The 24,431-nt window shown below is 46.5% G+C and carries 26 protein-coding genes; 7 read left to right on the top strand and 19 right to left on the bottom strand.

What is annotated here, in order from left to right; translation table 11 throughout:
• Positions 1–122: 122 nt before the first annotated feature.
• Positions 123–1,631, bottom strand: coding sequence for a DHA2 family efflux MFS transporter permease subunit (locus QQK89_RS05610; RefSeq protein ID WP_284237497.1), 1,509 nt, complete (start codon positions 1,629–1,631; stop codon positions 123–125).
• 232 nt (positions 1,632–1,863) lie between these two features.
• On the opposite strand from QQK89_RS05610, the gene QQK89_RS05605 reads away from it, so the two are divergent.
• Positions 1,864–2,460, top strand: coding sequence for a TetR/AcrR family transcriptional regulator (locus QQK89_RS05605; protein ID WP_284237496.1), 597 nt, complete (start codon positions 1,864–1,866; stop codon positions 2,458–2,460).
• 55 nt (positions 2,461–2,515) lie between these two features.
• Here the strand turns inward: QQK89_RS05605 and QQK89_RS05600 are convergent, their stop codons facing one another.
• The 4 genes from QQK89_RS05600 to QQK89_RS05585 all read right to left on the bottom strand — a co-directional run bounded on the left by QQK89_RS05600 (position 2,516) and on the right by QQK89_RS05585 (position 8,524).
• Positions 2,516–3,544: a LacI family DNA-binding transcriptional regulator gene (locus tag QQK89_RS05600; RefSeq protein WP_284237495.1), complete on the bottom strand. Its 1,029-nt coding sequence runs from the start codon at positions 3,542–3,544 to the stop codon at positions 2,516–2,518.
• Between the two features lie 101 nt (positions 3,545–3,645).
• Positions 3,646–6,399 carry a beta-galactosidase gene (locus QQK89_RS05595; RefSeq protein WP_284237494.1) on the bottom strand — a complete coding sequence of 918 codons (2,754 nt, stop codon included), beginning with the start codon at positions 6,397–6,399 and terminating at the stop codon, positions 3,646–3,648.
• Positions 6,400–6,423: 24 nt separating this feature from the next.
• A complete protein-coding gene (locus tag QQK89_RS05590) occupies positions 6,424–7,812 on the bottom strand; it encodes a glycoside hydrolase family 30 protein (RefSeq protein ID WP_284237493.1) in 1,389 nt (462 codons plus the stop codon).
• A 241-nt stretch (positions 7,813–8,053) separates the two neighbouring features.
• Positions 8,054–8,524, bottom strand: a complete 471-nt coding sequence (locus QQK89_RS05585) for a nucleoside deaminase (RefSeq protein ID WP_284237492.1) — start codon at positions 8,522–8,524, stop codon at positions 8,054–8,056.
• A gap of 139 nt (positions 8,525–8,663) precedes the next feature.
• On the opposite strand from QQK89_RS05585, the gene QQK89_RS05580 reads away from it, so the two are divergent.
• On the top strand, positions 8,664–8,894 hold the full coding sequence (locus QQK89_RS05580) for a hypothetical protein (RefSeq protein ID WP_284237491.1): 231 nt from the start codon (positions 8,664–8,666) through the stop codon (positions 8,892–8,894).
• A 67-nt stretch (positions 8,895–8,961) separates the two neighbouring features.
• Here QQK89_RS05580 and QQK89_RS05575 read toward each other — a convergent pair whose 3' ends face one another.
• The 3 genes from QQK89_RS05575 to QQK89_RS05565 are packed head-to-tail and all read right to left on the bottom strand — an operon-like array spanning position 8,962 to position 12,286.
• Entirely contained in the window at positions 8,962–10,470 is a 1,509-nt protein-coding gene (locus QQK89_RS05575; RefSeq protein ID WP_284237490.1) for an alpha-N-arabinofuranosidase, read from the bottom strand.
• A gap of 11 nt (positions 10,471–10,481) precedes the next feature.
• A complete protein-coding gene (locus tag QQK89_RS05570) occupies positions 10,482–11,450 on the bottom strand; it encodes a glycosyl hydrolase (RefSeq protein WP_284237489.1) in 969 nt (322 codons plus the stop codon).
• 2 nt (positions 11,451–11,452) lie between these two features.
• Entirely contained in the window at positions 11,453–12,286 is an 834-nt protein-coding gene (locus tag QQK89_RS05565) for a phytanoyl-CoA dioxygenase family protein (RefSeq protein ID WP_284237488.1), read from the bottom strand.
• 80 nt (positions 12,287–12,366) lie between these two features.
• On the opposite strand from QQK89_RS05565, the gene QQK89_RS05560 reads away from it, so the two are divergent.
• Positions 12,367–13,272 carry a helix-turn-helix domain-containing protein gene (locus QQK89_RS05560; protein ID WP_284237487.1) on the top strand — a complete coding sequence of 302 codons (906 nt, stop codon included), beginning with the start codon at positions 12,367–12,369 and terminating at the stop codon, positions 13,270–13,272.
• 287 nt (positions 13,273–13,559) lie between these two features.
• Here QQK89_RS05560 and QQK89_RS05555 read toward each other — a convergent pair whose 3' ends face one another.
• From QQK89_RS05555 to QQK89_RS05520, 8 genes are all read right to left on the bottom strand, one after another.
• Complete coding sequence (locus tag QQK89_RS05555) at positions 13,560–13,886, bottom strand: HIT domain-containing protein (RefSeq protein ID WP_284237594.1); 327 nt, start codon at positions 13,884–13,886, stop codon at positions 13,560–13,562.
• Positions 13,887–13,949: 63 nt separating this feature from the next.
• Positions 13,950–14,270: an HIT domain-containing protein gene (locus QQK89_RS05550; protein WP_284237485.1), complete on the bottom strand. Its 321-nt coding sequence runs from the start codon at positions 14,268–14,270 to the stop codon at positions 13,950–13,952.
• An 83-nt stretch (positions 14,271–14,353) separates the two neighbouring features.
• Positions 14,354–14,872: an NUDIX domain-containing protein gene (locus QQK89_RS05545; RefSeq protein WP_284237484.1), complete on the bottom strand. Its 519-nt coding sequence runs from the start codon at positions 14,870–14,872 to the stop codon at positions 14,354–14,356.
• On the bottom strand, positions 14,869–15,366 hold the full coding sequence (locus QQK89_RS05540; protein ID WP_284237483.1) for an HIT family protein: 498 nt from the start codon (positions 15,364–15,366) through the stop codon (positions 14,869–14,871). The genes QQK89_RS05545 and QQK89_RS05540 overlap by 4 nt, the downstream gene beginning before the upstream one ends.
• Before the next feature lie 40 nt (positions 15,367–15,406).
• Positions 15,407–15,733, bottom strand: a complete 327-nt coding sequence (locus QQK89_RS05535; RefSeq protein ID WP_284237482.1) for a hypothetical protein — start codon at positions 15,731–15,733, stop codon at positions 15,407–15,409.
• Between the two features lie 47 nt (positions 15,734–15,780).
• Positions 15,781–16,431, bottom strand: a complete 651-nt coding sequence (locus QQK89_RS05530; RefSeq protein WP_284237481.1) for an HAD family hydrolase — start codon at positions 16,429–16,431, stop codon at positions 15,781–15,783.
• A 29-nt stretch (positions 16,432–16,460) separates the two neighbouring features.
• On the bottom strand, positions 16,461–17,138 hold the full coding sequence (locus QQK89_RS05525) for an SDR family NAD(P)-dependent oxidoreductase (protein WP_284237480.1): 678 nt from the start codon (positions 17,136–17,138) through the stop codon (positions 16,461–16,463).
• Positions 17,139–17,158: 20 nt separating this feature from the next.
• On the bottom strand, positions 17,159–17,590 hold the full coding sequence (locus tag QQK89_RS05520; RefSeq protein ID WP_284237479.1) for an NUDIX hydrolase: 432 nt from the start codon (positions 17,588–17,590) through the stop codon (positions 17,159–17,161).
• Positions 17,591–17,692: 102 nt separating this feature from the next.
• Here QQK89_RS05520 and QQK89_RS05515 point away from each other — a divergent pair, with 102 nt between their 5' ends.
• Positions 17,693–18,178: a GNAT family N-acetyltransferase gene (locus tag QQK89_RS05515; protein WP_284237478.1), complete on the top strand. Its 486-nt coding sequence runs from the start codon at positions 17,693–17,695 to the stop codon at positions 18,176–18,178.
• A 14-nt stretch (positions 18,179–18,192) separates the two neighbouring features.
• On the opposite strand, the gene QQK89_RS05510 is transcribed toward QQK89_RS05515, so the two are convergent.
• Positions 18,193–18,804 carry a nucleotidyltransferase domain-containing protein gene (locus QQK89_RS05510; RefSeq protein WP_284237477.1) on the bottom strand — a complete coding sequence of 204 codons (612 nt, stop codon included), beginning with the start codon at positions 18,802–18,804 and terminating at the stop codon, positions 18,193–18,195.
• Positions 18,805–18,967: 163 nt separating this feature from the next.
• On the opposite strand from QQK89_RS05510, the gene QQK89_RS05505 reads away from it, so the two are divergent.
• Positions 18,968–20,518 carry a M20/M25/M40 family metallo-hydrolase gene (locus QQK89_RS05505; RefSeq protein WP_284237476.1) on the top strand — a complete coding sequence of 517 codons (1,551 nt, stop codon included), beginning with the start codon at positions 18,968–18,970 and terminating at the stop codon, positions 20,516–20,518.
• Positions 20,519–20,551: 33 nt separating this feature from the next.
• Here the strand turns inward: QQK89_RS05505 and QQK89_RS05500 are convergent, their stop codons facing one another.
• Together QQK89_RS05500 and QQK89_RS05495 are read right to left on the bottom strand one after the other, a co-directional pair.
• Complete coding sequence (locus tag QQK89_RS05500; RefSeq protein ID WP_284237475.1) at positions 20,552–21,019, bottom strand: hypothetical protein; 468 nt, start codon at positions 21,017–21,019, stop codon at positions 20,552–20,554.
• Between the two features lie 19 nt (positions 21,020–21,038).
• Positions 21,039–21,704 carry a hypothetical protein gene (locus QQK89_RS05495; RefSeq protein ID WP_284237474.1) on the bottom strand — a complete coding sequence of 222 codons (666 nt, stop codon included), beginning with the start codon at positions 21,702–21,704 and terminating at the stop codon, positions 21,039–21,041.
• 299 nt (positions 21,705–22,003) lie between these two features.
• Here QQK89_RS05495 and QQK89_RS05490 point away from each other — a divergent pair, with 299 nt between their 5' ends.
• Both QQK89_RS05490 and QQK89_RS05485 read left to right on the top strand, forming a co-directional pair.
• Positions 22,004–22,771 carry an IclR family transcriptional regulator gene (locus QQK89_RS05490; protein WP_284237473.1) on the top strand — a complete coding sequence of 256 codons (768 nt, stop codon included), beginning with the start codon at positions 22,004–22,006 and terminating at the stop codon, positions 22,769–22,771.
• A gap of 33 nt (positions 22,772–22,804) precedes the next feature.
• The gene (locus QQK89_RS05485; RefSeq protein ID WP_284237472.1) at positions 22,805–24,418 is read left to right on the top strand and encodes an OPT/YSL family transporter; all 1,614 of its coding nucleotides are present in this window, start codon (positions 22,805–22,807) and stop codon (positions 24,416–24,418) included.
• Positions 24,419–24,431: the final 13 nt, after the last annotated feature.

The following is a 24,431-nucleotide window of genomic DNA, read 5'->3' as shown; positions in this document are numbered from 1 at the left end:
GTCTCAATAATTGCTTTATTATACCACTCCCTATAAAAGCAGACCACTGTCCAAAGCAGTAAATGTCGTGATTTTACACACAAAAAAAGAGCCGCCTCTCGGCGGCTCTTCCTATGGTCGTTCTATCCTTCAACGGCAACCTTCTTGGAAGCCGAATTAGTATTTGATTCTTTCTCATCGGAAGCTTGCGCAACGCGTTTCAGGAAGAAGGTCAGAATTAGACCAATAACGCCAATGCCTACGATAACCAGATAAGCATCGTTCATCCCGCTAATCGTCGCATTCGTAATCATTTGTTGTTGCGTCACACCTTCCGTTGCCCCGGCTGCCATGGAATCCTGCAGATGGGACTTCGTCTGAGTCGTCAGAATCGTAACGAGAAGCGAAGTGCCTACCGCGCCGGCTACCTGTCTGATCGTGTTGGAAATCGCCGTGCCATGCGCATTAAGGCGATTAGGCAATTGGTTGAGGCCTGCGGTTTGAACAGGCATCATCAGAAGCGCCATACCGATCCGACGGCCGGTCGACATCAGCACGAGGTACGTGTAGCTCGTTGTATCCGTCAAATTAATGAAGCCAAGCGTCGTTGCAATGACAATAACCATACCGGAAATCGCCAGCCATTTCGCGCCAAACTTATCGAACAACTTACCGGTTACAGGCATCAGGAAGCCCATGATCAAAGCGCCTGGAAGAAGGAGCAGACCCGATTCCATTGCCGTATAACCGCGTGCGTTCTGCAAGTAAAGCGGGAGCAGCATCATATCGGCGTACATCACCATCGTAATTGCAATATTGATAAGCGTCGTCAAGCTGTACATATTGTATTTGAAGGCGCGCAGATCAAGAAGCGGATTGCTCGAAATAAGCTGTCTCCATACAAACAGGGCAAGTGAAACGAGACCGCCGATAATCGTAATCAGCACTTCCGCGCTTTCCCAACCCGCGCTGCCCGCGCGGCTGAAGCCGTACAGCATAGCGCCAAATCCAATCGTGGACAAAATAACGCTAAGAACATCGATCTTCGGATAAGAACGTTCCGATACGTTCCTTAGGAAGATCTGAGCGCAAAGGATTACGATAATGACAAATGGAATCATGCCATAGAACATAACTTCCCATTTGAAATTCTCCATAACCCAGCCGGCAAGTGTTGGACCAATCGCCGGGGCAAAGATAATAGCGAAACCGACCATCCCCATTGCGCCGCCCCGTTTCTCGGGAGGGAACAAGGTCAAGATAACCGTCATAAGAAGCGGCATGATAATACCGGCACCGGCTGCTTGAATCAACCGGCCGATCAACAGGACATTAAAGTCCGTCGCTATTGCCGACACGATGGTACCTGCCAGGAATAAAATCATCGACGTCTGGAACAATTCGCGCGTCGTAAATCTCTGCATTAAAAAGGCCGTAATTGGAATTAAAATCCCGTTAACCAGCATGTAGCCGGTCGTTAGCCATTGGACTGTAGCAGCCGAGATATTGAAATCCGTCATTAACTCCGGGCCGGCTACGCTCATAATGGTTTGGTTCAACGTCGCAAGGAAGGCACCTAAGATCATGACAAATAAAATAGGACCTTTTTTGACAGAACTGTTTGCTTGAAACTCTTTACTCAACCGCTCCATCCTTCTTTCTTGTCTCTCTAGACTAAATTTACAATGTGTCGTATAGTGAACATTGTATAAATTAAATTATAGCTCGCGCCGCATCTTTTACAAGCGACGATTCCGGGCAATACTGTAAATTAATAGACAGTAAATTATTAATGTGTAGCTTATGTAAATAAAATAATACAACAAAAACAAAAATGTAGTTTACTAGTATGCCATTTATTAGTAAAAGAAAGGTTTGTGAGAAATGGATAAGCCAACGACGCGTACGGATCCCCGGATTTTGCGGACAAGACAGCTCTTAAGAGATGCCTTTATCGATCTGCTCGAAGAAATGGACATCGAGAAAATCTCAGTCAACAGGCTCGCAGAGCGCGCGACCATCAACCGGGTTACCTTCTACCTTCATTATAAGGACATTCCCGATATGCTCGAGAAAATGGCGGATGACATGATTGAAGATATCCATCAGGTGCTTGACCGCTCAACCGTAAAATCCGATTCTCCGGATGTGATCAATACAACGATGCTGGTTAAATTGCTTGAGCATATTGCGGCTCACTCGAAGTTCTACAAGATTATTCTGGGCTCGCGGCGCACCCCCATCTTTACGGAGCGATTGCTTCGCCTTCTCACCGGGCTGATCAGTGAAGGAATCGACAAAAGAGGCAACGATTCCGTTATCGCAAAAGCCAATATCCAAAAGGATATTGCCATCTGGTACAGCTCTGCGGCGTTAATTGGTACGATCGTGTCTTGGCTTCGCGAGGACATGCCTTATACGCCTGTGTTTCTGGCCAAGCAATTTTTCTTGCTCCGGACGCTCCAGGATCCCAAAGATTAAAAATAAAATCGCCCTCAACCTGGCATACTACCGGGAGAAGGCGATTTTTTATCGTCTATTCGATTATTAGCCGCGTGCTTTGTCTCACGATAAGCTCCGGTTCCAGAGAATAGATTTTTTTGATCTTTTCCTTATTCATAAGTTCGCGCAACACCTTCACGGCGGTTCGGCCAAGTTGATTCGCTTGCTGGGACACGGTTGTCAGCTCGGGAATCACATGATGAGCCAGCGGAATATCGTCGAAGCCAACAATTGAGATATCCTCCGGCACGCGGACTCCTTGTTCAACCGCTGCTTTGATTGCTCCGATTGCGGTAAAATCGTTCACGCAGCATACGGCTGTCGGCCGGTCCTTGCGGTTCAGCAAAACTTCCATTTGCGTTCTTCCCGACTCGACGGAAAAGCTGTCCGGTAAAATCCAATCTTCCCTCACAGCCAAACCCGCGTCCTTCAACGTCTTCTTAAAAGCACGAAGTTTAACCGCGGTAGTAGACATATGGCTCTCCCCGCCGATAAAACCAATCTTCGTATGCCCAATCTCGATTAAATGCTTAACTCCCAGTACGGTTCCCGCATATTCATCCGTGACGACGCGGGTAATGCCGGAATCCTTCAAATTCCCGTTGACGAGTACCATCGGAATTTTCTGCGAATGCTCAACTACCTCTTGGATCAAGGCAGGATGGCAATCCTTCAGATTAATGCGCCCGCCCATAAACAAAATGCCGTCCACGCGCTTCTCTTGCATAATGGTCAGAAATTCCGATTCCTTATCATGAAGGCCCGTCGTATTGCAGAGGAAAAACGTATGGCCGGATTCTCTTCCTTCCTGTTCCGCTCCGGAGAATACTTCTGGGAAAAACGGATTCGTAATATCAGGTAAAATAATGCCGATAATCCCCGTTTCTTTCTTCAGAAGACTTCTCGCGTTCGCATTTGGCTGAAACTGGTATTTCTGCATAATCGCTTCGATTTTCTCCCGCGTTGAAGCGCGTACGGGAGCTGTGTCATTCAGAACGCGCGAGACGGTTGCAACGGAGACCTTGGCTTCTTTCGCGATATCGTACACGGTTATTTGCTTCATCTAATAGGTTCCCCTCTAGAACAACGGATATATAATTGAGATTATACCAAAGTCAGGTTGCTTATGAAACGGATTTCAACCGCAGCGCTAGTTCATTTTTCCTAAAGGGAAATCCAGCGTTTGCTGGACGCCTGATCATAAAGTAAACGCACATTGGACGGACTTGCGCCGTTCTCGTCGAACAGGACAAGCTCGTTGCGGTCATGCAGCCATGCCATCGGAATCTTATAATCCTCCTGGGGACCGATCTGCCAGTAGCGGCCCAGGTTAATCCCGTTCAGCCACAATGAACCTTTGCTCATGCCTGACAAACGCAGCTTCAGCTTGGCATTGACGTCAAGCGGAAGATCCGGTCTATCAAACTTAACCGCGTGCCATACCGGAGTGCCCGAACCGCCAGCATGAGGCTGACGTTCAAGCTTCTCGACATCAGCAATCCGCCAGCCGTTTAACTCTTGCGTCGAGGAAGCAACCAGCAGCTCCAGACGCTCAAGCGGCGACTTCACGTAAGCCATTTCGATCGCGTTAGTTCCTTCTTGCATATACTCGGAGACATCCAGCGTATGATGCAGGAACCAATCTTGATAGCCTTCAAGCTGAATGTCCTTGCCGTTAATGCTGAGCTTGCCGCTAATCGCGCCAACCAGTATCGCACGGTCATATCCGCCATCCACGGTAAAGGTTCTGCGGATCGTAGTACCGCTGGCAATGGCATTCACTTCGTTCAGATGGATGACGGCATCTTCATGCCTCCAACCGCCAAGCAAGTCAATCGATTGGCCGCCCGAATAGACCGCTCCGGCCATCCCTTTCACTTCCCCCAAGTACGGCGAGAAATTAAGCCTGCCCATATTTTGCACCAGAATTTGCAGGCGGTTGCTGCCGTTTGGCGTCAGTTCCACCTCTACCGCTGCCGCCCCAACTTTGTGCACCAAGGTTTGCTGGATGCCATTCACATATACTCTGGCCGTATCTTCAAGCTTGGAAATGACAAGAGGAATAGAAGTTTCATCCCCCGCTTCGATCTCACATTCGTAAAGCAAATAGCCGTAAGGCTGACCCATCTCGGAAAAAGCTTTGGGCTGCAACGATCGTTGGCCTTGTGCTGCTGACAGCACGCAAGCTTCGGTGTTCCACTCTTCCAAGACTGGAGCTTGCAAGAATACATAAGGCGACTGCAACTCGTTAGATAACTTGCCCCAATCCCCCAAATGGATCGGCTGCACATCGCACTCCGCGAGAGCTGCCCGGCATATTCCGCCCTGGAGCAGATCGAAGTCGGCATAACCTAAAGCCCACTTGGCTCCGTCTTTGCCTTCGATTCGCCATGCGCGGTCCGCATAGTCTTTGTTAATGGCTATAATCCGGTATGGCTTGCCGCCAATCGCTAGGTGAACGAACTGTGCCTCTTGGAAGTGGCAGAGATCAAACATCACTCTGTGCTCTCCGTCACGCTGCTGCCTTCTCACCCCGTCATCTTGCACGAGGATCGGCTGTTCAGATTCGAGCTCGATATACGAACGTTGCCCGTTCTCCGCATAAACGATTAGCGTGTGCTGCCCATCGATTCGTTCGTTTGTAATCAGATACGTGTTGCAAGTCAAATAAACGCCTGGTTCAAGCTCAAGTCTGTCGATCACCGGAACGATTGCATTAGGCCCCACCGTAACCGGAATCGTCCGCCCGTCTTGCAGCGTAATTCTTGTTGTTTCCCTCTCATCCTTCGAGCTTTCAACAAACCAGATCCGCTCATTCCCATTCTCGCGGACACGGGCAGAGAAGCCTTGCGACAGAACCGCTAGGGCAGCAGGTCCTTCAACCGCGTTCAGCAGCACGTTTTCCGTTGCCTTAACGAAATAAGACATCCGCTTCGCGGTATTATATTTATCCGTCACGCGGCCGTATTCGTTCAGCGGTGCGTCATAGTCATAGGAAGTGACCATAAAAATATCGCTGGCGCCTACCGTACGCCCTCCGTAACCGCCAAAGTTCGTGCCGCCAAAAAACATATAATGGCTAATGCCGGTATAACCGGTCCGAAGCGCTTCCAGCATTCTTTTCTCATAAAGCGCTGCCGTCTTTTGCGTTGCCGCCGGCGCACCCCAGTGTTCGAACCAGCCGGTCCAGAACTCGGTAACGATCTTAGGGGTTCCCGGTTGCTTCTCCACTAGATGATGGTAATGATGATCCGCGCCCGACCAGAAATTCGCACCTTCAACCGTGTCTTCAACGCCGCCGACGCAAGTGATCAGTGGGACCGTTACACCTCGCTCCAGCATGCCGTCTCTGAGATGAACCATATAATCGCGGGCAACCTCATCGGTTGCCAAATAACCGTATTCATTCTCCACCTGAACGAGAATAACAGAGCCGCGAGCTCCGATCTCGCGTTCGCGGATAATCGGAATAATACGGTCCATATAGAGGTCAACGTAGGCTAAATACTGCTCATCGTAGGCACGAAACTTCATATTCTTCTTCGTGCTCAGCCAATACGGGAATCCGCCAAAATCCCATTCCGCGCAAATAAATGGCCCCGGGCGGGCAATTACCCATAATCCCAGCTCATGGCAAAGATCCAGAAACGCGCCGCAATCGTAATCGCCCTCGAAATTCCATTGCCCTTCCTCCGGCTCGTGGACGTTCCAGGCAAAATACGTATCGATGCAGTTCATGCCTGCCAGCTTCGCCTTCACGAGTACTTCGCGCCATTCTTCCTTCGGCATGCGGAAATAATGAATCGCCGCGCTGTTCAGGAACACTTGCTCACCATTAATGTTGTAGCACAATGAGTTATATTGAACCGCCGTATTCGCATGCGGCAATCCATTGGACGGTAACATCGTCTCCTGCATTGGAAGCGCCCCTCTCTGCTTACCCTATTTATATGAAATATGGTCAATAACAACTGTCGTCACAGACTGTGCCTCTAGCGTTAACGTAAATTTGTTACTGTGCAAAGGCACAACCTCTTCAGCTAGGTTCTCGCGTTCGGATGTGCGGTACAGCCTGGCAGTGGGTTGGTCTGTCGTTAGAACGCCAAGATCGCAACAGATCTGCCTTTGTCCTTCCCCGTTATGAATCACAACCGCCAGCTGACGCTTTGCAGAATCATAAGCCGCTACCGAATGCGCATCATTCGTCCATAGAATTCGGCTTCCCGGACGAATAAACTTGCTGAATTGAGCCATCGCATAATATTGCTTCGTTATTTCATACTCGCTGTCGCCGCGTTTGAAATCGGAGTGGATAAATCCCCAGTTATTTTGCGCGCTTTCGTCCTCAACGGCTTGCCAATACACCCACGCGGAAGGCCGCAGCAACCGAAGATCCGCAATCACTCTTTCAGCCAGCTCCATGACGCAGCTCAGATCCTCATGATCATGCGGCTGTGTGCCTCCCGTGCCGTACTCCGACATCCATAGCTTTTTCCCTTTATCCTTCGCGAGCAAGCGCAGTTCCTCGAGCTGTTCCCCGTTGTAGGAATGGGTATTGATCTGCGAGATGCTGTTATACGTCTCCTCGTCATAGCCGTGAAGCATGTCCAGCGTTTCGTCCACGCTGTTCTCGTCAGGCGCGCTGACCGTTGTTTCGAATAATCCTTTTCGTTGAAGCGAACGAGCGGTCAATTGAATAATCTTCTTTTGTTTATCAAGCGAGAAATGAGCGCCTTCCTGGATATTGCCCTTCTTCCACCAGTTAGAAGCCGGTTCATTTAACGGATTAAGCGTGCGGAACATAACGCCGTACTCTTCCTTGTAGTGCTTAACAACTTCCGTCAAATAATCCGCGAAGTCCTCATAACGGTCTTCCCGCAGATTATTGCCTCCGTCTTCCGCGCCTGTAACCGAACCGCTGATCGTCATCCAGTAAGGCGGCGAATTCGAGAAGGCTTCAGCAATGTCAACTCCTCGCTTCATCGCTTCCAGCATAACGTTCCGCTGACCTTCATCGGCATTCCAATTCCATTGCCCGAGCTCCGGTTGAAAGCCCGGAACATCGCCTCCCGGACGAAGCGTGTTCGGCTGGATGGAAGGATTCTCGCCGCCGCCGATATTGTATCGGACGATGTTGAAGCCTAAACCCTTGACCGGGTCAAAGACGAGATCCAATACCTCAGCCAACTTCTCTTGATTGCTCCAGCGCCCTATAATGTGACCCCACCAGGCAAGCGAAGTGCCCCAGCCTTCAAATCCGTCGTAACCTTCTTCTAGCTTGATATAAATTGTAGGTTCCTCATCCATGATACCGTTATCAGGTCTGTTCATGCCGTTCATAAGTCCTCCTGTTCCGGCAGTTTGTGAAACCTATTTCATGAAACGGGTTTCATAATTGCCGAAAATGAATACCCTCGTCGGGTATAGGTACTTGGAATATTTTTTGAAAGGGCTTACATAAATCTGGTCTTAATTATATTCCCTACTTCTGGAAACTGTCAATACTTGTTTATTGGCGGTTTACCTGCAACAAAAAACCGCGCGAGGCGCGGTTTTTCTAGATAAATAGGCATTATCCTTTTTGGTTATGAGGGAAATAGCCGGACAAGATTTTCAAGCTTTCATCCCGCAATACACCGGCTGTTACTTCAGGTTTATGATGCGAGTGCTCAAACACAATTTGGGAAGCATGACTTCCCTGCTCGCCAAGAAGCTCGCATAAATCGATATCGCTAGCCGCATATACGAGCCGTCCGAGTTTCGTCCACACCATGGCGCCCGAGCACATGAAACACGGTTCACAGCTGGAATATAACGTGTACGCTTGCAAATCGGTAATCTGCGTTTCTGCACAAAATCTCCGCAGCAAACCTGCTTCGGCATGGAACGTTGGATCGGTCGCCGAATAGATCTGATTGGCGTTGCTATAAACAATCTCACCGTCTTTAACCAAGACCGCACCAAAAGGCTCATTCCCTTGAAGCACAGCTAGTTCAGACAATCTAATGGCTTCTCTCATGAACTTCTCGTCTAACTCTCTCATGACTATCATCCTCTCCTCCTATTTCCTAATAGATATACTATATCATTTCGATAAAGTTGAATACGGAAGAAAGGTGTTGGTTTGAAGCTGAAGGAATAAGGGTAAAAAAGCGTACAATCTACTTCCGAGGTGACAAGCGATGAACCCATTCGAACGAAGCGCTGACCGGAGGCGCCAACAGCAGGGCAAACGCGACAATCCGGAGGGAATTCCGACGGAGAAAGAGAGTCTCTTCGACAAGTTCGCGAGCGAGCGCACCGTCGATCCAATCCCAGTTGAAGACCAGTCCATCGAACAGCAAGACGAGAAGGACAAGCACCGCACGAAAAACGACTCTTCAAGTAGGCGCAAGTATCGCACGGAGATCTGACTGACTCGCATTAATAAGAAAGGAGCAAACGGCTGCCGTTTGCTCCTCTTTTCTTGTCATAAATAACTCATACCCGAAAACGAAACACATGCCAGGAATGTTTCTCAAGACTTGCCGTTAGTCTGCCATCCGTTAACGTTGCATTACGTCCCTGCTTGGGAATAACTTCATTAGGTTGTTCTGCGGAATTGACGGACTTGGAATTCTCATGGCTTAGCGTAATATGCTCCACTAGCGAGATTTGCTCGAAGCTTCGTAGGTCGCATTCGAGTTCGAGAGATTCTTCCAAATGACGGTTAACGGCAAACACCGTGACTTCTCCCGCTTCCTCATTATAAATCGCAACCGACTCCAAATAATTGACATCCGTGAAGTCCTTGCAATCATATTTAGGAGAGTTCACCAGAGTGTGAAGCACCGTACCCCTTCCATACAGGGAAGCGTGCATGTAAGGATAATAAATAGTCTGCTTCCACGCTTCGCCGCCTTTTGTTGTCATAATAGGCGCAATGACGTTAACCAGCTGTGCTTGGCAGGCGATCTTGACCCGGTCGGCATGTTTGAGCAATGTGATCAGAAGCGTACCTACCACAAGAGCGTCTTCCAGATTGTAGACATCCTCAAGGATAGGCGGTGAAACGGCCCAATGCTTATCATTATTAGCGCTTGTATGATACCAGACATTCCATTCGTCAAATGAAAGCATCAACTTTTTCTTGCTTCGTTTCTTCGCTTTCACATAATCGCAGATGGACACAACCGAAGAGATGAATGAATCCATCCCAAGCGATTTGGCCAGAAAATTCGCAGAATCGCCAGACCGGTTCCCGTAATAACTATGAAGCGATAAGTAATCGACATGCTCATAGGTATGGTCTAGTACAGTAGCTTCCCACTCCGCGAACGTATCCATCTCTTGGCTAGAACTGCCGCAAGCGACTAGTTCAATGCTTGGATCCACCCACTTCATCGCTTTGGCTGCTTCCGCAGCAAGACGCCCATATTCCTCCGCCGTTTTTCGCCCGATCTGCCACGGACCATCCATTTCATTGCCCAGGCACCAGGTTTTAATCCGGTGAGGCTCACGCCATCCATGCGATATTCTTAGATCGCTATAATAGGAACCGCTAGGATGATTGCAGTATTCAACCAGATTGCGAGCCGCATCGATACCCCGAGTGCCAAGATTAACCGCCATATTCACTTCGGCGCCAACCTCTTTGCACCAAGCCATAAACTCATTGGTTCCAATTGCGTTGGTCTCGGTTGATCTCCAGGCGATGTCCAGCCTTTTTGGACGTTCCTCAACCGGACCAACCCCATCTTCCCAGTTGTAACCGGATACAAAATTGCCGCCCGGATAACGGATGAACGGAACTTGTAATCCCCGAACGAGCTCCATGACGTCCTTGCGGAACCCTCTTTCATCCGCTAAATGGTGGCCCGGCTCATAGATTCCTTCATACACCGCTCTTCCCAAATGCTCAACAAAGGAACCATACAACCGCTTGTCTACTTCCCCAACCGTATATCTACGGTCAACAACCATCGTTGCTTTCGCTAATTGTGCGGACATGAATATTCTCCTTATCTCAATGGCGGCTCAAGCCTGAAGTTGAATGGTTCATCGCGATGGCACATTATTTCGCCGTTCTCTACCGTAAGTTTGGCCACTTGAATCGAAGTTCTCCGGTATTTATAAGGCTCCATCTCTTCTATTGTATAACCCATTCGAATATACTCTTCATCCCGCTCCGGATGCGTAAAATAGAAGATAAACGCCTGATCGCCTTGGACGAGCACATCGGCATGTCCGCCTTTTGCACCGTCCTCTTTGCGGGCGCCGCGACCTTGAAGAATATTAGTCGATTGCCTATGCCATTCATGCAAATCGTCGGAACGGTAAACGCCTAATCCGTCCCAAGGATCCGTAATCATCCAATAGCTGCCCTCATAGGCAAATACATTAGGCCCTTCATGATTGCAATCCGTGATGACCGGACCAACCACTTCCCAATCATACAGATTCGAACTGTCCGCAGCATAAGTATGCAGGCCTTGATCGCCGTCATTTCTATACCACATTCTCCAGTTGCCCGACGGAAGCTGATGCACGCAGGCATCAATAACATGGTCGCCAAGCGGAAGGAGCGATTCAAAATTCCAATCAAACAGGTCTCCGCTTGTATAATGAGCCATGTGGCATGGCCCCCCGAACATGCTCCGGACTCCCCGGATATACGTCACGTACATATGGTATTTGCCTTCATGCCAGATCACTTCAGGTGCCCAGAACGTATTTCTCCCTTTCTCGAATTCGAGCCCCTGCATAACGCCGCGATAGATCCATGTCTGTCCTTCATCGGGCGTTGACGCAAGTCCAATATCAAGTCCGTAACACCAAGAAACGGCTTGCGCATCCGCATTAGCTCTTCGGCTTGTATAAACAAGCCACCAGCATTGTTCTTCATGATTCCAAATGACCGTAGGATCCGCTGCCCCATCGTAAATCGGATCTCGGAATAAAGGAGCTTTAGGGGGGCGAATAGTTTCCATCGTTATCTGTCCTCTCTATAAATAACTGGATTAAGCGGGCTGTTAATGAGATCTCCGCCTTGTAGTCCTGGCATCCATCTCGCCAGATCGTTCTTACGCGCATTCGTGTCCGGTTCCAATACTCGCGTATCATCCGCCACATAGATAATGGTCATGACTTCCCGCGTGTTACTCGTCGGATTCCCTGGCGCGCTATGGAGCGTCCATCCCGCATGAAAGGTCGCATCGCCGGCTGCCATAGCCCCATAGCCGATCTGCGGAATACCTTCCGCCTCGATATATTGTTTTAACGTTTTATGCGACTGGTCTGAAATTTCCAGCTTGCTTATATATCCGCGATGATGCGATCCGGAAGCAAACGTCATAGAACCCACTTCTTCGGGAACGTGAACAAGAGGCATCCATAACGTAATCGTCTTCTCCGTATCAACCGGCCAATAAATCTGGTCTTGATGCCAAGGGGTATGACCGCCGCCCGGCTCCTTAAACAAAGCTTGATCATGGTACATGCGAACGCCTGCAACTCCCATGAGTTCCGCTGCTACTTTCGCGAATCGGCGGGCAAAGACGAAAGGCTTGACGGCATCACTCTGCTCCCACAAGTTTGAAATTTGCAAAAATGCTTTGCCATACGTATCCCGTTCTTCAAGCGGTCGCGTCTCCTGATTCAGGCGATGCACTTCGCTCAAGATGATCGGCCGGAAGCAATCAACAATTGCTGGCGTAGCAAGCTGCCTTAACAACAAATGCCCATCTTTCTCGTATTGCTTCCGTTGTTCCTCCGTTATGAGGTAGTTGGTCTGCAAATCATTCTCTACTTGAACATTTCCGAGCATTGTGCCATCTCCTTGTCATTAAGATGACCTTATGATACTATGACTTCCAGAAAATAGATTTGAAGAATGGAGAATAAAATGTGGACTTATCCGATATCTCTTTTCCGGTAAAGCAACTCACAAATTTCTCTGCGTTATCCCCTAGCGTGCATTGGGCACAACTGCATCAGACGATTAAAAACAATGAGTATCCTTTGCGCCAAATCTATGATTTCGAATTATTGTATGTACTGGACGGGCGGATTACCGCGCATCTTGGAGAGTGCGAGTACACACTATCGACCGGTGAGATGTTGTTTATCAGTGCGGGCGTGCCGCATAAGCTAGACATTCAATCGGGACAACAAGCATTGTTCCTTGGCATCCATTTTGATTTTTTCGATGAATTCAATATTGTTGTCGATCAGGATATTATCGTTAAGAACGAGGAAGCCGTCGCGGCAGACTTCTGCCTTGAAGCGGTCATTCCCGGCTACAGCCCGCTAAGCGCGAATCCGGTAATGATACCGTCGAAGGAAATCGTGAAAGAGATGGAACGGATCATAGCGGAGTTTTCTGAGCAGCAGCCGGGATTTGAGGTCGTGTGCAAAGGGTTAATGCTTAACGTATTAATAGGTCTATACCGCTCTCAAATTACGACCGTGCCTCATTCTTCAACAACAAAGGAACGACTGGCTCCGGTAGTAGAATGGATCGAGCACCATTATGCCGCAGACTGTTCGAATCAAACCTTAGCTAAGCAACTGAACATTCACGAGGATTATCTAGGCAAACAATTCAAATCGGTGTACGGCATGACGATGAACAAATACGTCCAAGCCATAAGACACCGGGAAGCCAAACGTTTATTGCGCGAATCTGACCACTCCATCGAACAAATCGGGCGTGAAGTTGGTTATGAGGATATGCATTATTTCAGCCGTATCTTCTCCAAGTGGGAGGGGCTTTCTCCCCGTGAGTATAAGAAAACTGTACAGTTTTATTGAGTATAAATGTGACGAGGGGTACCTCTTTTTTATCTAGGCTAAGAAGCCGCCTACGCATTAAATGTTCTTCCGATCGCCATTGCTCGGGGATTCCATGAATTAATTTTTCAGAGGTAGGCAATCCCCTTACAAAAGCGAACGCTTCGCTTCTCCAGAATCATTTAATGCTCCGTCTGCCTTTACCTATTCAGGAAATGCTCAAACAAAAAGAAGCCGACCCTTGTTAAAATGGAGGCACCATCCAACCATTCTAAGTAAAGAGAGGCTTCTTATTATTTAATTATCCTTCAAGTTTGGTTCGTCTTAAAAAAATACCGAATCCCTTTACCCGCCATCTTCTCGTCTGCATATCTGGGAATGACATGCAGATGTGAATGGAAGATGTGCTGCCCGCCTACCTGACCACAATTCCATCCAACATTATAGCCGTCAGGCTTGTAATGAAGATCCAGATATAGCTTAACTTCATGTAATAAGCGATATGTAGCCAGCCATTCTTCTTCCGTCAGATCAAATACGGTCTCCCTATGTTCCCTTGGGACAATGATCCCTGCCCCTCGGATCTCCTGTTCTTGTAAAAGAGAATACGTACATTTATCATTGCTTATTATAATTTCATGGTCGTTGCCATTATTAGAAATATTGCAATAAGGACAGTTATTCAAGTTAGCACCTCATCATACCCAACCTTTGATATGGTAATGGACGTGAAACACGTCTTGCCCGCCTTTTTCCTCGCAATTCACATTCATGCTCATTCCCTCGAGCTTAAACTGCCGATACATTTCCTGGGCAATCTTATGAATATGAGAGATGACCGGCAGGTCTGCTTCTTCCACGTTCATCACCGTTGGAATGTGTTTTTTGGGAACAGCTAGTAAATGCACGGGGGCTGAAGGGTCTTTACAGTGAAATACGATAACCCGGTCGTCCTCGTATTCTACTCTTGCCGGAAGTTCTCTGCCGATAATTTTACAAAAGACGCAGTTCGATTCCATTCACTATCGCCTCCGCTTCGCTCCCGCAAATTCCCGTTACCGCAATTCAGTATATTACGCAAGATACAGAATATGAGGCAATCTTAGCGTACGGAGAGAACGTTCTTATTCTCCCAATCCTCTAATAGTCCCCATGTGATTTCAGGCTCATTTTCAAATGACTTCATCGTCCCAACATAAATGTCAGATGAACTTTTGTGATTCAAATAATGCTCCAAAATATATTTCGTGGTCGCGGTAACGTTTAAATCTTTTGCCGTTCTAGCGTCAACCCAGACGAGTTTACCCTCTTCGCTTTCTTGCACGTTTAAGTGCTTCACGTTTGAAAAGTAGACATATTGGATTCTTATTTCGGACTCTTTAATCCGTAAAACAATGTATTTAAGCTCCAGCCCTGACATGTCACCGACTGTCAGTCCCGTCTCTTCTTCTACTTCCCGCAAACAGGCTTCTCTTGGATTATTCATCTCTTGCTGCTCCATGTGTCCGCCAATGGGTACAACCATTCCTGCCACAAAACTGTTGTTGTTCGGTTTCTCCATCATCAACAACTTATCTTCATGAATGAGAAATGCAACCGACATTTGCCTAAGCGTTATCATTTGCTCCTCCCTGGGATTAAAGCATTTTCTTGTATCCACGAACGCAATTTCGCAGCATAGAAAGGACGTTCCTCCTGATCAGACTGAGAACCCTTTGTCAGGTATAACTGATCATTCTCATATCTAGGGTAAACATGAAGGTGATAGTGCCAGACGTCTTGATTGCCCGCAGGTTCATTATGTTGCCGCGTGGAAACCCCATCACATCCGTATGTATTTTTGAATCCAAGCGCTACCAACTGCGCCGCGCGGTGGATTTCAGCTGCGTATTCGGCAGGTAGATCAAAGATATTCTCGAAATGTTGGTTAGGAACAACAAGTACATGTCCTTTATTGTTTGGCCACCATTTGCTCGCTATAAATGCCGTAACATATTCATTCTGATAGATGATGTCCCTCTGTTTTGTTCCTTGATTAGGTCGCTCGATCCCAGACACCACACGGCAAAATGGACATTCGTAGCCTGCGGGCTTATGCGTAATAGTTGTTGTCATCCCCGGTTCCTCCTCAAATCTCTAGATGAGTGGAGCATATTTAAATATCATATCTATAAAATTCTCCAGATAATTTCCCATCGGAATTTTTCTTTATCTCTACTATTTCCCATCCATCTACGGGGAACCAAATCCCGTATTTTTTATCTTTCGTTTGATAGGATACCGACCAAGCATTGTTCTTATGATCATGAGGTCGTATCTCAATAATATTTACTTCATTATGTTTGACATGATCATGTTCGGCAATGGCTGAAATGGCAGCCTCTTTCACTTCATCAGTAGTTACCTTAACAGAAGTACAAGCTGATAGTGCTAGAATAACGAATAGAAATATCGCGAATAACAGATGAGTTTGTTTCGCCATACATTCGCCTCCGCTTGAAATAAGTTTCCCTTTAAACTTAAATGGAACTACTGTGATACTAATGTTCTCAGCTCAATTAAATCATCTATAACTAGATCAGCTTGAGACAGTTCATCTTCTTGCGCAAAATCAAAATTACATCCTACTGCAATTAAACCATTGTCTTTGGCCGCGTTAATGTCCGATAGACGGTCCCCTACTACCGCTCCATTGGTAATGCCATACTTTTTCATAATACTCTTAACTAGATCGGATTTATTTAACGATTCAATTTGCTGGATACTAAAAGTTTCAGTGACCCACTGATCCAAATCATAGTAATTCACAATCGCTTCCAGGTAATCCGTTAAGCCGTTACTTGCTATGTAAATGGAACAATTTCTCTCTTTCAGGTAACTAAAAACTTCCCGTACATTAGGATACAAAGCGCCTTTCCCGCTTCTAATATTGTGAATTAACCGTTCCAGGAAATAGGCGTCCGTTCGCTCTCTCATTTCTAATGAATGATCGGGCAATAATGCCTCCCATACTTTGGGCAGAGGTACGCCCATAATTTTACGGTATGTATCAATTGGAGTAGGTTTATCCCACTCATTTCGCGACCTTAAATCATTAAAAGCATCTTCTAGCGATATTTCTAAAATTTTATCCGTTTGAAATAGAGTTCCATCCATATCAAAGATGAGTGATTTAACCATTTCGGCTTCTCCTGTTCCGTTCGTTATTTTCACCAAGCTTTTACGTTCTTTCCGTGTTCGAAACGCTCGAAAAGAAAAGTAAGAATTCTGTCTGCCGCATATTCCGGTGATTTTAGATCTTTCTTATTTAATGTATCCGCGTGCATCTCTGTATTGACCATACCGGGTCTAACAGACATGATTTTAACATCGGATTGTTCCATTCCAATGCTTTTGGTGAATGTTTCTAACCCGGATTTCGATGTGGAATAGCAACTTCCACCAGGAGTCAAATTGAAAGAAGAACCCGACGAAACATTCAAAATTCTTTTTTCTATATTTAACGGTTTGGAATACTTTATGAAACTGGAAGTTAACATCATCGGTGCAACCAAATTTATATTCATCAGCCTAGCGATTGAATCCGGCTCTGTTACCTCAATAGCCTGATTAAAATGAATTGCCGCATTATTGATTAAATATAATGCAGAAATACGAGAACTTAAATTCTCAAAAATATTTCTCATCAAGTTATCAATTTCTGTAACCTGATTTAAATCAAATTCGAAATAATCGACAATGCCTTGTTTCTCTGACCTTGCCAAAGAAATTAGCGCTTCATTCTTTTTTCTTGAGACACATATTAGATGATGATTAGCGGATATCAGTTTTTTCCCAATTGCTTCTCCAATTCCGTGTGAAGCACCCGTTAGTATAAAACATTCCAAATCAATCACCTCATATCAAGTTATTCAAACCACTGCCTTGGTCCAATGACGTGAAATAAATGGTTACTGTCAGTCTTGATAGCTTCCTGTATTCGCGCTATAGTAAAATCGCTAATCGGTCTAGGCAAATCGTCTATGCTGTAATATTTACACTCAGTTACCTCCGCGGCATCAGGTTGTGGTTGCTGATTTCCGACTACCTTACATAGGAAAGCAAAATGATGCATATCGTAATTAGGCTCATAATAGACGCCAGTTAATCGACCTACTGTAACTTCCAGACCGGTTTCTTCTAGCACTTCTCGCTTTGCAGTATCCTCTGCGGATTCATTCAGCTCCGATAACCCGCCTGGAAGTTCCCAATTATATTTTCCATAGTTATGTTTGACTAGAAGAACTCGCCCTTCAGAATTTATAATAATAGCAGCTGCTCCAACTGATTTTTTAGACATTCGTTATCCTCCAGTTTTTTACAAATGAGTTCCTTCATTTAGACGTTAATTACCGATATATGTTGCGGCTATGATATCAAATATTAGGAGGTATGCACTTCAATGAACGTCTCATTATGCAAGGCCGGTTTACAGGATGCAGGCACTATTCATGCCATGCAAGTCGTAGCGTTTATGCCCCTGCTGGAAAAGTATCAGGATTTTGAGACAAGCCCTGCCAATGAATCGGTAGAAAGAATTATTGCTCGCATCGAGCAATCTTTTACTGATTATTACTTAATCAAAAATCATGAAGATATTGTTGGTGCAGTTAGAGTCGTAAAAAAAGATAATAAAAATTATCGAATTAGCCCCATCTTTATTATTCCGGAACACCAAGGAAAAGGAATAGCCCAACAAGTCTTCTCCTTGTTAGAGCAGCTATATAGTGATGCAACGTCATGGAAACTTGATACGGTCATGCAAGAGGCGGGACATTGCTATCTCTATGAAAAGCTAGGATATGCAAGAACGGGCGAAACAAAAGCAATAAATGAGAAGATGACACTCGTTTTTTATGAAAAAAAACTTGAAGACATTACTGCATAAACTACTGCCAGCAATTATTCGCCTGCATCCATATAATTGATCCAGTCATGACCCGCCGGAAACTGGACTCGCAGAGAGGATTTCAACCATTCTTTTTCAGCAGGTTCTAACAAAGGAAGGTGGGTCATTAAATCTTTGAAGTCTTTTTCCCTTACTTGCGACGAGCCGCCTTTGTGAAGCAGTTGAATTTCCGGCCGTAAATAAGGAATTCCTTCAGGCGTCGTTAGAAACAGCTCGCTTGCGGGCCTTTGAATGGCGTTATTTCTTTTGTACAACCATTTATCATTCTCTATATTTATAATCATCATTTGAAAAGCAAATGGGCTCGCTTCGTCTCTGCTAACCCATATATCATTGGTATCATGCAAATACTCGCCCTCCCACAGGGTTAGCTTGCCTTTCTCTGCCCGATACAAGATCCAATCAGGTTTAAGGTAATGATATACCATTTCTTGATCAGCTCGTGATAGGATGACGTCCGTATCGCTATGCTCTCTTGTTTGTTTGCCATAATGAAGGTCTAAAGCCCAGCCACCCGCAATTCCCCATCTGATCGGTAATGGACTAAATAGATGAGCTACATCCAATACGCTTAGTGGACTCCAATTCTCTACATCTGTCCTCACTACAGTTCCTAACCTCCTTGAATAAGAAATGGTTAAGCATCAAAAAACACTCTACTATATTAACACATATTGGAAGATGTCTATCTTTCTATTTGTAATAAACAGGAATATACTAGCCTCACATCGAATTCTCCTCTATCCATACATTCACAGGGGGAACAAGATGACTAGTTTAAACATGAAAAAACGGGTAACGCCGCTGCTACTTGCCGCAATCTTGCTGGCCGGTACGATTGCGGCGCCGGGCAGCGTTCTCGCGGAGCAATCCGGCGGATTCACATTAAAGGACGGCGAGCCCGGTTATTACGCCTTGCAGACGATGCAATACTTAAGTTCCACGATCGGCACTCGGGTCGCCGGAAGCGAAGCCGAAGCTAAGGCGGGCGAATTCATCCTGCAAGAATTTGGCAAAATCGGCTTATCCGCGCAAATGCAGCCGTTCGACTACACGGATGACAACGGGCAAACCGTTCACTCTGCGAATGTCGTGGCTACGTTACCCGGCAAATCCACCCGCGTTCTGTACGTAGGAGCCCACTACGACTCGGTAGGCGTCAGCCATGGCGCCGACGACAACGCATCTGGCGTAAGCGTTATGCTCGAAGCTGCGAAAGCCGTCTTGAAATCGGACATTCCTTACACCATCAAGTTCCTCGCGTTTGGATCAGAGGAGGTCGGACTTGTCGGTTCAAATTATTATGTATCCCAAATGTCTTCCGATGAGATTAACAACGCCATTGCAATGATTAACCTGGACAGCTTGGCGGTCGGAGATCATATGCATATTTACGGCAATAGCGGTACCGACGGATTCGTACGTGAACTCGGACTCAACATTGCCGAGCAGCTTAAGCTCAACATTACAACGCAAACCGGCCTTAATCCTCTGTACCCAGCCGGTACAACCATTGATGCCAGCGATCATGTTGCGTTTAAATATGCCGGAATTCCTTACGGGTATTTGGAAGCGACTAACTGGGAGCTCGGCGATATGGACGGATATACGCAAACGGAAAAAGACGGCGAGATTTGGCATACGCCAAAAGATACGACTGATTACATTGCTGCTAACTATCCAGGACGCATCGAGGAGCATCTCAGCTCCTTCACTCGCCTGCTTACGCAAATGCTTCTCGAAATGAAAGAACCGCTTGCCGGTCCCGCTTTTTCCGATATTTCCGGAACGGCTTGGGCTGTCGATGCTATTGATTCGCTTGCATCTATGGATATCGTTCTTGGTGACCGGGACAACCAATTCCATCCCAATCGGCAAGTAACGCGCGCCGAATTTGTTGCGATGCTCGCAAGAGGCTTGGGACTGCTCGATCCAACCGCAACCGTTCAATTCTCAGATGTCCAGCCGGGCGATTGGTATTATCCTTATATCGCATCGGTCGTTCAATGGAAGCTTGCCAAAGGCAACGGTAACGGCACCTTTAATCCAAATTCGCCAATTACCCGCGAACAAATGGCCGTGTTAGCGGCGAATGTACTCGAGGTCTATGGCCAGGATAGTAAGTCCAAAGATCCCGGAGCCGCTCTGGCGAAATATAAAGACCAATCGAACATTTCGGGATATGCGCAAGATGCTGTAGCTATCATATCGGAGCTGCAAATCATGCAAGGTATGCCGGGCAGCACGTTCGCCCCTCAAAAAGCCGTTACCCGAGCGGAAGCTGCGGTTATGCTGCACAACCTTCTATTCCCTCAATAAAAGCAAACAACCTTAGTCTGGCGGACCGCCAAGCTAAGGTTGTTTTTCTGATCTGTAGTTTTCTGGTCCCGTTTCATGCTTAAATGCGATTACTTTCTCCGTATAGTGGAGGTCTAATTTTCTGCTTATGCCAAATGCTCCCGGATATTCGACGGTCACATGTATGCTGTAGGACGAAAACCAGCCAATGTGGAACTGAACAAATTTAAATTGAGGCACAGAAGCATCTGTCTGCAACAAGTACAGGGCTTCCTTTTCAACAATAAATGGATTCTTGTCGATCCGAGCAAAATAATAAGGCATATTATGCTTTGATCCGGATACATGGGTACGTTCAACATTCCACTGAGAATCATATACGGCATTGTGTACCGCCGCATTCATTTTACTCTCCATAAGCTGGTCTCTTGATGAGTTATACGACATCCAACAAAACCAACCAACCGCCAAGATCACAAGCGATAGGATGGTTATTACCTTTTTTACTGTAATGTTCTTCATAAATACCTTTCCCGCTAGTTCAATTCCGAAATGCGTCAGGGTAAAGCAAATAGCTGTCTTTCGATACAGCATCAATAACTTCAATCGTTGAGACAGTAGGCAAAATAACCTCAACCCTGTTGTAATTCTTCATTTGAGCATCCGTTTGAACATAGATCTGCGCTTCCTTTTTATCCTTGGAGAAAATAATATGATTAACAGCAGGTTTGCCAAAACCATTATATATGCATACCACGGAACCGGCAAACATCATGTTTGTATGAACGCCAAACCCCCAAGCTTTGGTTTCGGCGGGAGATAAGTTGTCAAATATCCCGGTATCATTGCACATTTGCATCTTTGATGGGTTACTGATAACTTGCGTTTTCTTGCTGTGATTGAAAGTCAAGAATCCGGCAGCGATTACAACAATCAGAATTAAGGCTCCCGCCAAATAGATGAAACGAAAGTTTCTTTTCTCCATTAGCATTATAAAGTCCCTTTCATTTTCACTTCGTCTTTCTATTTCTCTTCGCGAGGCTATAAACAAAGTAACCCACACCAGAACAGAGCAGAAAAATTCGGTCAACCTTAAGGTTCCGCTCCGTATTGTCTCCAATAAAAATATATTCATTGTAGAAGTAATGATTTGCAATCGTAAAAGAGCGGCCTGAAGCATCCATAACGATTTTACTGCTGATAACATCAACCCACCAACACGCTAATAAATAAGCAAGTAGTAATGCGGAAGTTACGACGAACTTTTTATACATATTGCCCCTCCATTCCAACTTTTCCAATAATTAGACGGAAACCAATAGGAAATGTTGCAAGAATGAATTTAATCTCTACTTTATTCCATCAAAAGCTTTAAAACTATTGCGAAAATTTATTGAACTTCAAGGGAATAGTAAGCTATAATGACTTCAACATTCTATTTTTAGAAACACTGTTTCTATTATCGGTACACTCGACAAATAAGGAGGGATAGTCCTGTTAAAAACGTTGGATAATTCACTCGAATTATTGAATTATTTCACGAAGGAGACGCCGCAGTGGGGTGTGAGGGAATTGGCAAAAGCCATGGACATGAATCATTCTATCGTGTTCCGGATATTGGCAACCTTCGAACATCATGGATTTCTGATGCAAGACAAATCCACGAAAAAGTATTCCTTAGGCGTGAAATTTATGGAGTTGGGATCGATCGTGAGAGACCAATTTCAAATCTCTGATGTCATAGTGCCTATCATGCAGCGCTTGTCCGCCGAAACCGGAGAGTCCATCTATTTGACATGGCGGGACGGTCTGGAAGGTATTTGCGTCGAGATTGTGGAAAGCTCGCAAACGATTCGTTACGGGGTTACCGTTGGAAGCCGTTCGCCGCTTTACGCCGGAGCGTCCAACAAAGTGATTTTGGCTTTCTTGCCGGAGGACGTGCAGGAAACGTTGCTTAACCAGAAGCTCCAGTCATTCGCTAGCAAGACAATTACGTCCAAGGAAGAACTTCGTCATGACCTCGATCAAATTCGTGCAACGGGTTGGGCTTACTCCGTAGGCGAATATACGGAGTCTGTCTTTGCCCTATCCCTTCCGTTATTTAATGCTTCCAATGAAGTCGTATCTTCCTTAGCGGTTGGCGGTCCGGAGTTCCGGATGCCTCAAGAGAAGATCGAGGCTACTCTTCAGAAGTTAATCCAGGGACGCGACGAGATTCAAGCTCTGATCAGCAAACATGCCGGAGCAACTACATTTCGGCAATTTATTACGTAATAACTTCATCATGTACAACGTAGGGGGAACACCATGAATACCGAGCCTAACAAAAAGCATCCATCCGCATTTGAACCTCTCACTTTATTTCTGACCGTTGTAACCGCTGTATTTGGTGCCATTATCGGCATGCAAATCATCGTAACGCTTGGCGTAACGCCAAGCACATCTATCATCGGCGCGCTTGTTGCGATGCTGATCTCCCGCATCCCCATTATGATCATGCGCAAATTCCGGTCTGTTCAGCGGCAAAATCTCGTACAGACCTCTATCTCTTCAGCAACTTTTGGCGCAGCCAACAGCTTGTTGATCCCGATCGGCATTCCGTTTGCAATGGGCAACACGGATCTCATTATCCCGATGCTGATTGGCGCAGGTTTGGCGATGCTTATCGACGCCACTTTACTGTATAAATTGTTTGATTGGCGTATTTTCCCTGCCAAAGGTACATGGGCGCCGGGCGTTGCAACGGCAGAATCTATTCTTGCCGGCGACAAAGGCGGCAAACGTGCTGGCTTGCTCGGCATTGGTACGGCCGTTGGTCTTATCGGTTCATATTTCGGCATCTCGATGTCGGCATTTGGCGTAGCGTTCATCGGCAATATTGCGGCTCTCGCGATGTTTGGCATCGGCCTCTTGATCCGCCAATATTCCCTTCCTTGGTTCGATTACGATTTGAGCAAGACATATATCGGACATGGCTTCATGATTGGCGCAGGTATGGTCGCGCTTGTACAAGTTGCCTTTATGATGTTCAGGAAACCAAAGAACGATGACACTCAAACCGAACAAAGCAATTCCGTTGCTAAAGTAGACGAGCAACAATTCACTCGGACGACTGGCGAAACCAAACGCGTACTTGGAATCGGTTTTGTCGCTTATCTCGTCGTTGCCGTTATTATTGCCATCGCCGGCGGGTTGCTCACGGATATGTCGGCGGGCATGCTGATCGGATTTGTCCTGTTTGCAGCCTTTGCCGCATTCCTTCATGAAATTATCGTAGGTATTGCCGCTATGCACTCGGGCTGGTTCCCTGCGTTTGCCGTTGCTTTCATAACTCTACTCATCGGCATGCTGATCGGATTCCCTCCAACTGCGCTTGCTTTGCTTGCCGGCTTCAGCGCGGCAACGGGTCCTGCTTTTGCGGATATGGGTTACGATCTGAAGACTGGATATATTCTCCGCGGCAACGGCGAAGACCGCGAATACGAAATTCATGGCCGACGCCAGCAATATATTACGGGCATGATCGCATTTGGCGTATCGATCGTAACGGTTTTGATCACGTACAACGGTTATTTCTCGGACAATCTGTTCCCGCCAATCGATAAAGTATACGCTTCGACGATCTCTGCCGGTACCTCTCCGCATGTCGCGAGAGAACTTCTGCTCTGGGCAATTCCAGGCGCTCTTCTGCAGTTGATTGGCGGATCCAAGAAGCAGCTTGGCATCATGTTTGCGACCGGTTTGCTCATCACCTCCCCTAATGCTTGCTGGGCGGTTCTTGCCGGTATCGCGATTCGTTTGATCGTACTCAAAGTAAAAGGCAAACAAGCAGAAAGCACGATGAGTATTCTTGCGGCTGGTTTTATTGCCGGCGATGCGCTGTATAGCTTCTTTAATTCCGTATTTAAAATTAATAAATAGGACAGCAGGTGAT

The organism is Paenibacillus glycanilyticus (assembly GCF_030161375.1).
Lineage (GTDB): Bacteria > Bacillota > Bacilli > Paenibacillales > Paenibacillaceae > Pristimantibacillus > Pristimantibacillus glycanilyticus_B.
Note: the sequence above shows the minus strand (reverse complement) of the source record. Positions and strands in the feature narration are given on the sequence as shown.

Excerpts from the sequence above, each read along its gene's own strand:
- QQK89_RS05575 (WP_284237490.1), bottom strand. The coding sequence starts at position 10,470 with ATGTCCGCACAATTAGCGAAAGCAACGATGGTTGTTGACCGTAGATAT.
- QQK89_RS05605 (WP_284237496.1), top strand. The coding sequence starts at position 1,864 with ATGGATAAGCCAACGACGCGTACGGATCCCCGGATTTTGCGGACAAGA.
- QQK89_RS05495 (WP_284237474.1), bottom strand. The coding sequence starts at position 21,704 with ATGTTATCAGCAGTAAAATCGTTATGGATGCTTCAGGCCGCTCTTTTA.
- QQK89_RS05535 (WP_284237482.1), bottom strand. The coding sequence starts at position 15,733 with ATGGCGAAACAAACTCATCTGTTATTCGCGATATTTCTATTCGTTATT.
- QQK89_RS05545 (WP_284237484.1), bottom strand. The coding sequence starts at position 14,872 with ATGATAACGCTTAGGCAAATGTCGGTTGCATTTCTCATTCATGAAGAT.
- QQK89_RS05505 (WP_284237476.1), top strand. The coding sequence starts at position 18,968 with ATGACTAGTTTAAACATGAAAAAACGGGTAACGCCGCTGCTACTTGCC.
- QQK89_RS05515 (WP_284237478.1), top strand. The coding sequence starts at position 17,693 with ATGAACGTCTCATTATGCAAGGCCGGTTTACAGGATGCAGGCACTATT.
- QQK89_RS05590 (WP_284237493.1), bottom strand. The coding sequence starts at position 7,812 with ATGAACAGACCTGATAACGGTATCATGGATGAGGAACCTACAATTTAT.
- QQK89_RS05600 (WP_284237495.1), bottom strand. The coding sequence starts at position 3,544 with ATGAAGCAAATAACCGTGTACGATATCGCGAAAGAAGCCAAGGTCTCC.
- QQK89_RS05595 (WP_284237494.1), bottom strand. The coding sequence starts at position 6,399 with ATGCAGGAGACGATGTTACCGTCCAATGGATTGCCGCATGCGAATACG.
- QQK89_RS05540 (WP_284237483.1), bottom strand. The coding sequence starts at position 15,366 with ATGACAACAACTATTACGCATAAGCCCGCAGGCTACGAATGTCCATTT.
- QQK89_RS05520 (WP_284237479.1), bottom strand. The coding sequence starts at position 17,590 with ATGTCTAAAAAATCAGTTGGAGCAGCTGCTATTATTATAAATTCTGAA.
- QQK89_RS05550 (WP_284237485.1), bottom strand. The coding sequence starts at position 14,270 with ATGGAATCGAACTGCGTCTTTTGTAAAATTATCGGCAGAGAACTTCCG.
- QQK89_RS05610 (WP_284237497.1), bottom strand. The coding sequence starts at position 1,631 with ATGGAGCGGTTGAGTAAAGAGTTTCAAGCAAACAGTTCTGTCAAAAAA.
- QQK89_RS05570 (WP_284237489.1), bottom strand. The coding sequence starts at position 11,450 with ATGGAAACTATTCGCCCCCCTAAAGCTCCTTTATTCCGAGATCCGATT.
- QQK89_RS05565 (WP_284237488.1), bottom strand. The coding sequence starts at position 12,286 with ATGCTCGGAAATGTTCAAGTAGAGAATGATTTGCAGACCAACTACCTC.
- QQK89_RS05485 (WP_284237472.1), top strand. The coding sequence starts at position 22,805 with ATGAATACCGAGCCTAACAAAAAGCATCCATCCGCATTTGAACCTCTC.
- QQK89_RS05585 (WP_284237492.1), bottom strand. The coding sequence starts at position 8,524 with ATGAGAGAGTTAGACGAGAAGTTCATGAGAGAAGCCATTAGATTGTCT.
- QQK89_RS05500 (WP_284237475.1), bottom strand. The coding sequence starts at position 21,019 with ATGAAGAACATTACAGTAAAAAAGGTAATAACCATCCTATCGCTTGTG.
- QQK89_RS05580 (WP_284237491.1), top strand. The coding sequence starts at position 8,664 with ATGAACCCATTCGAACGAAGCGCTGACCGGAGGCGCCAACAGCAGGGC.
- QQK89_RS05530 (WP_284237481.1), bottom strand. The coding sequence starts at position 16,431 with ATGGTTAAATCACTCATCTTTGATATGGATGGAACTCTATTTCAAACG.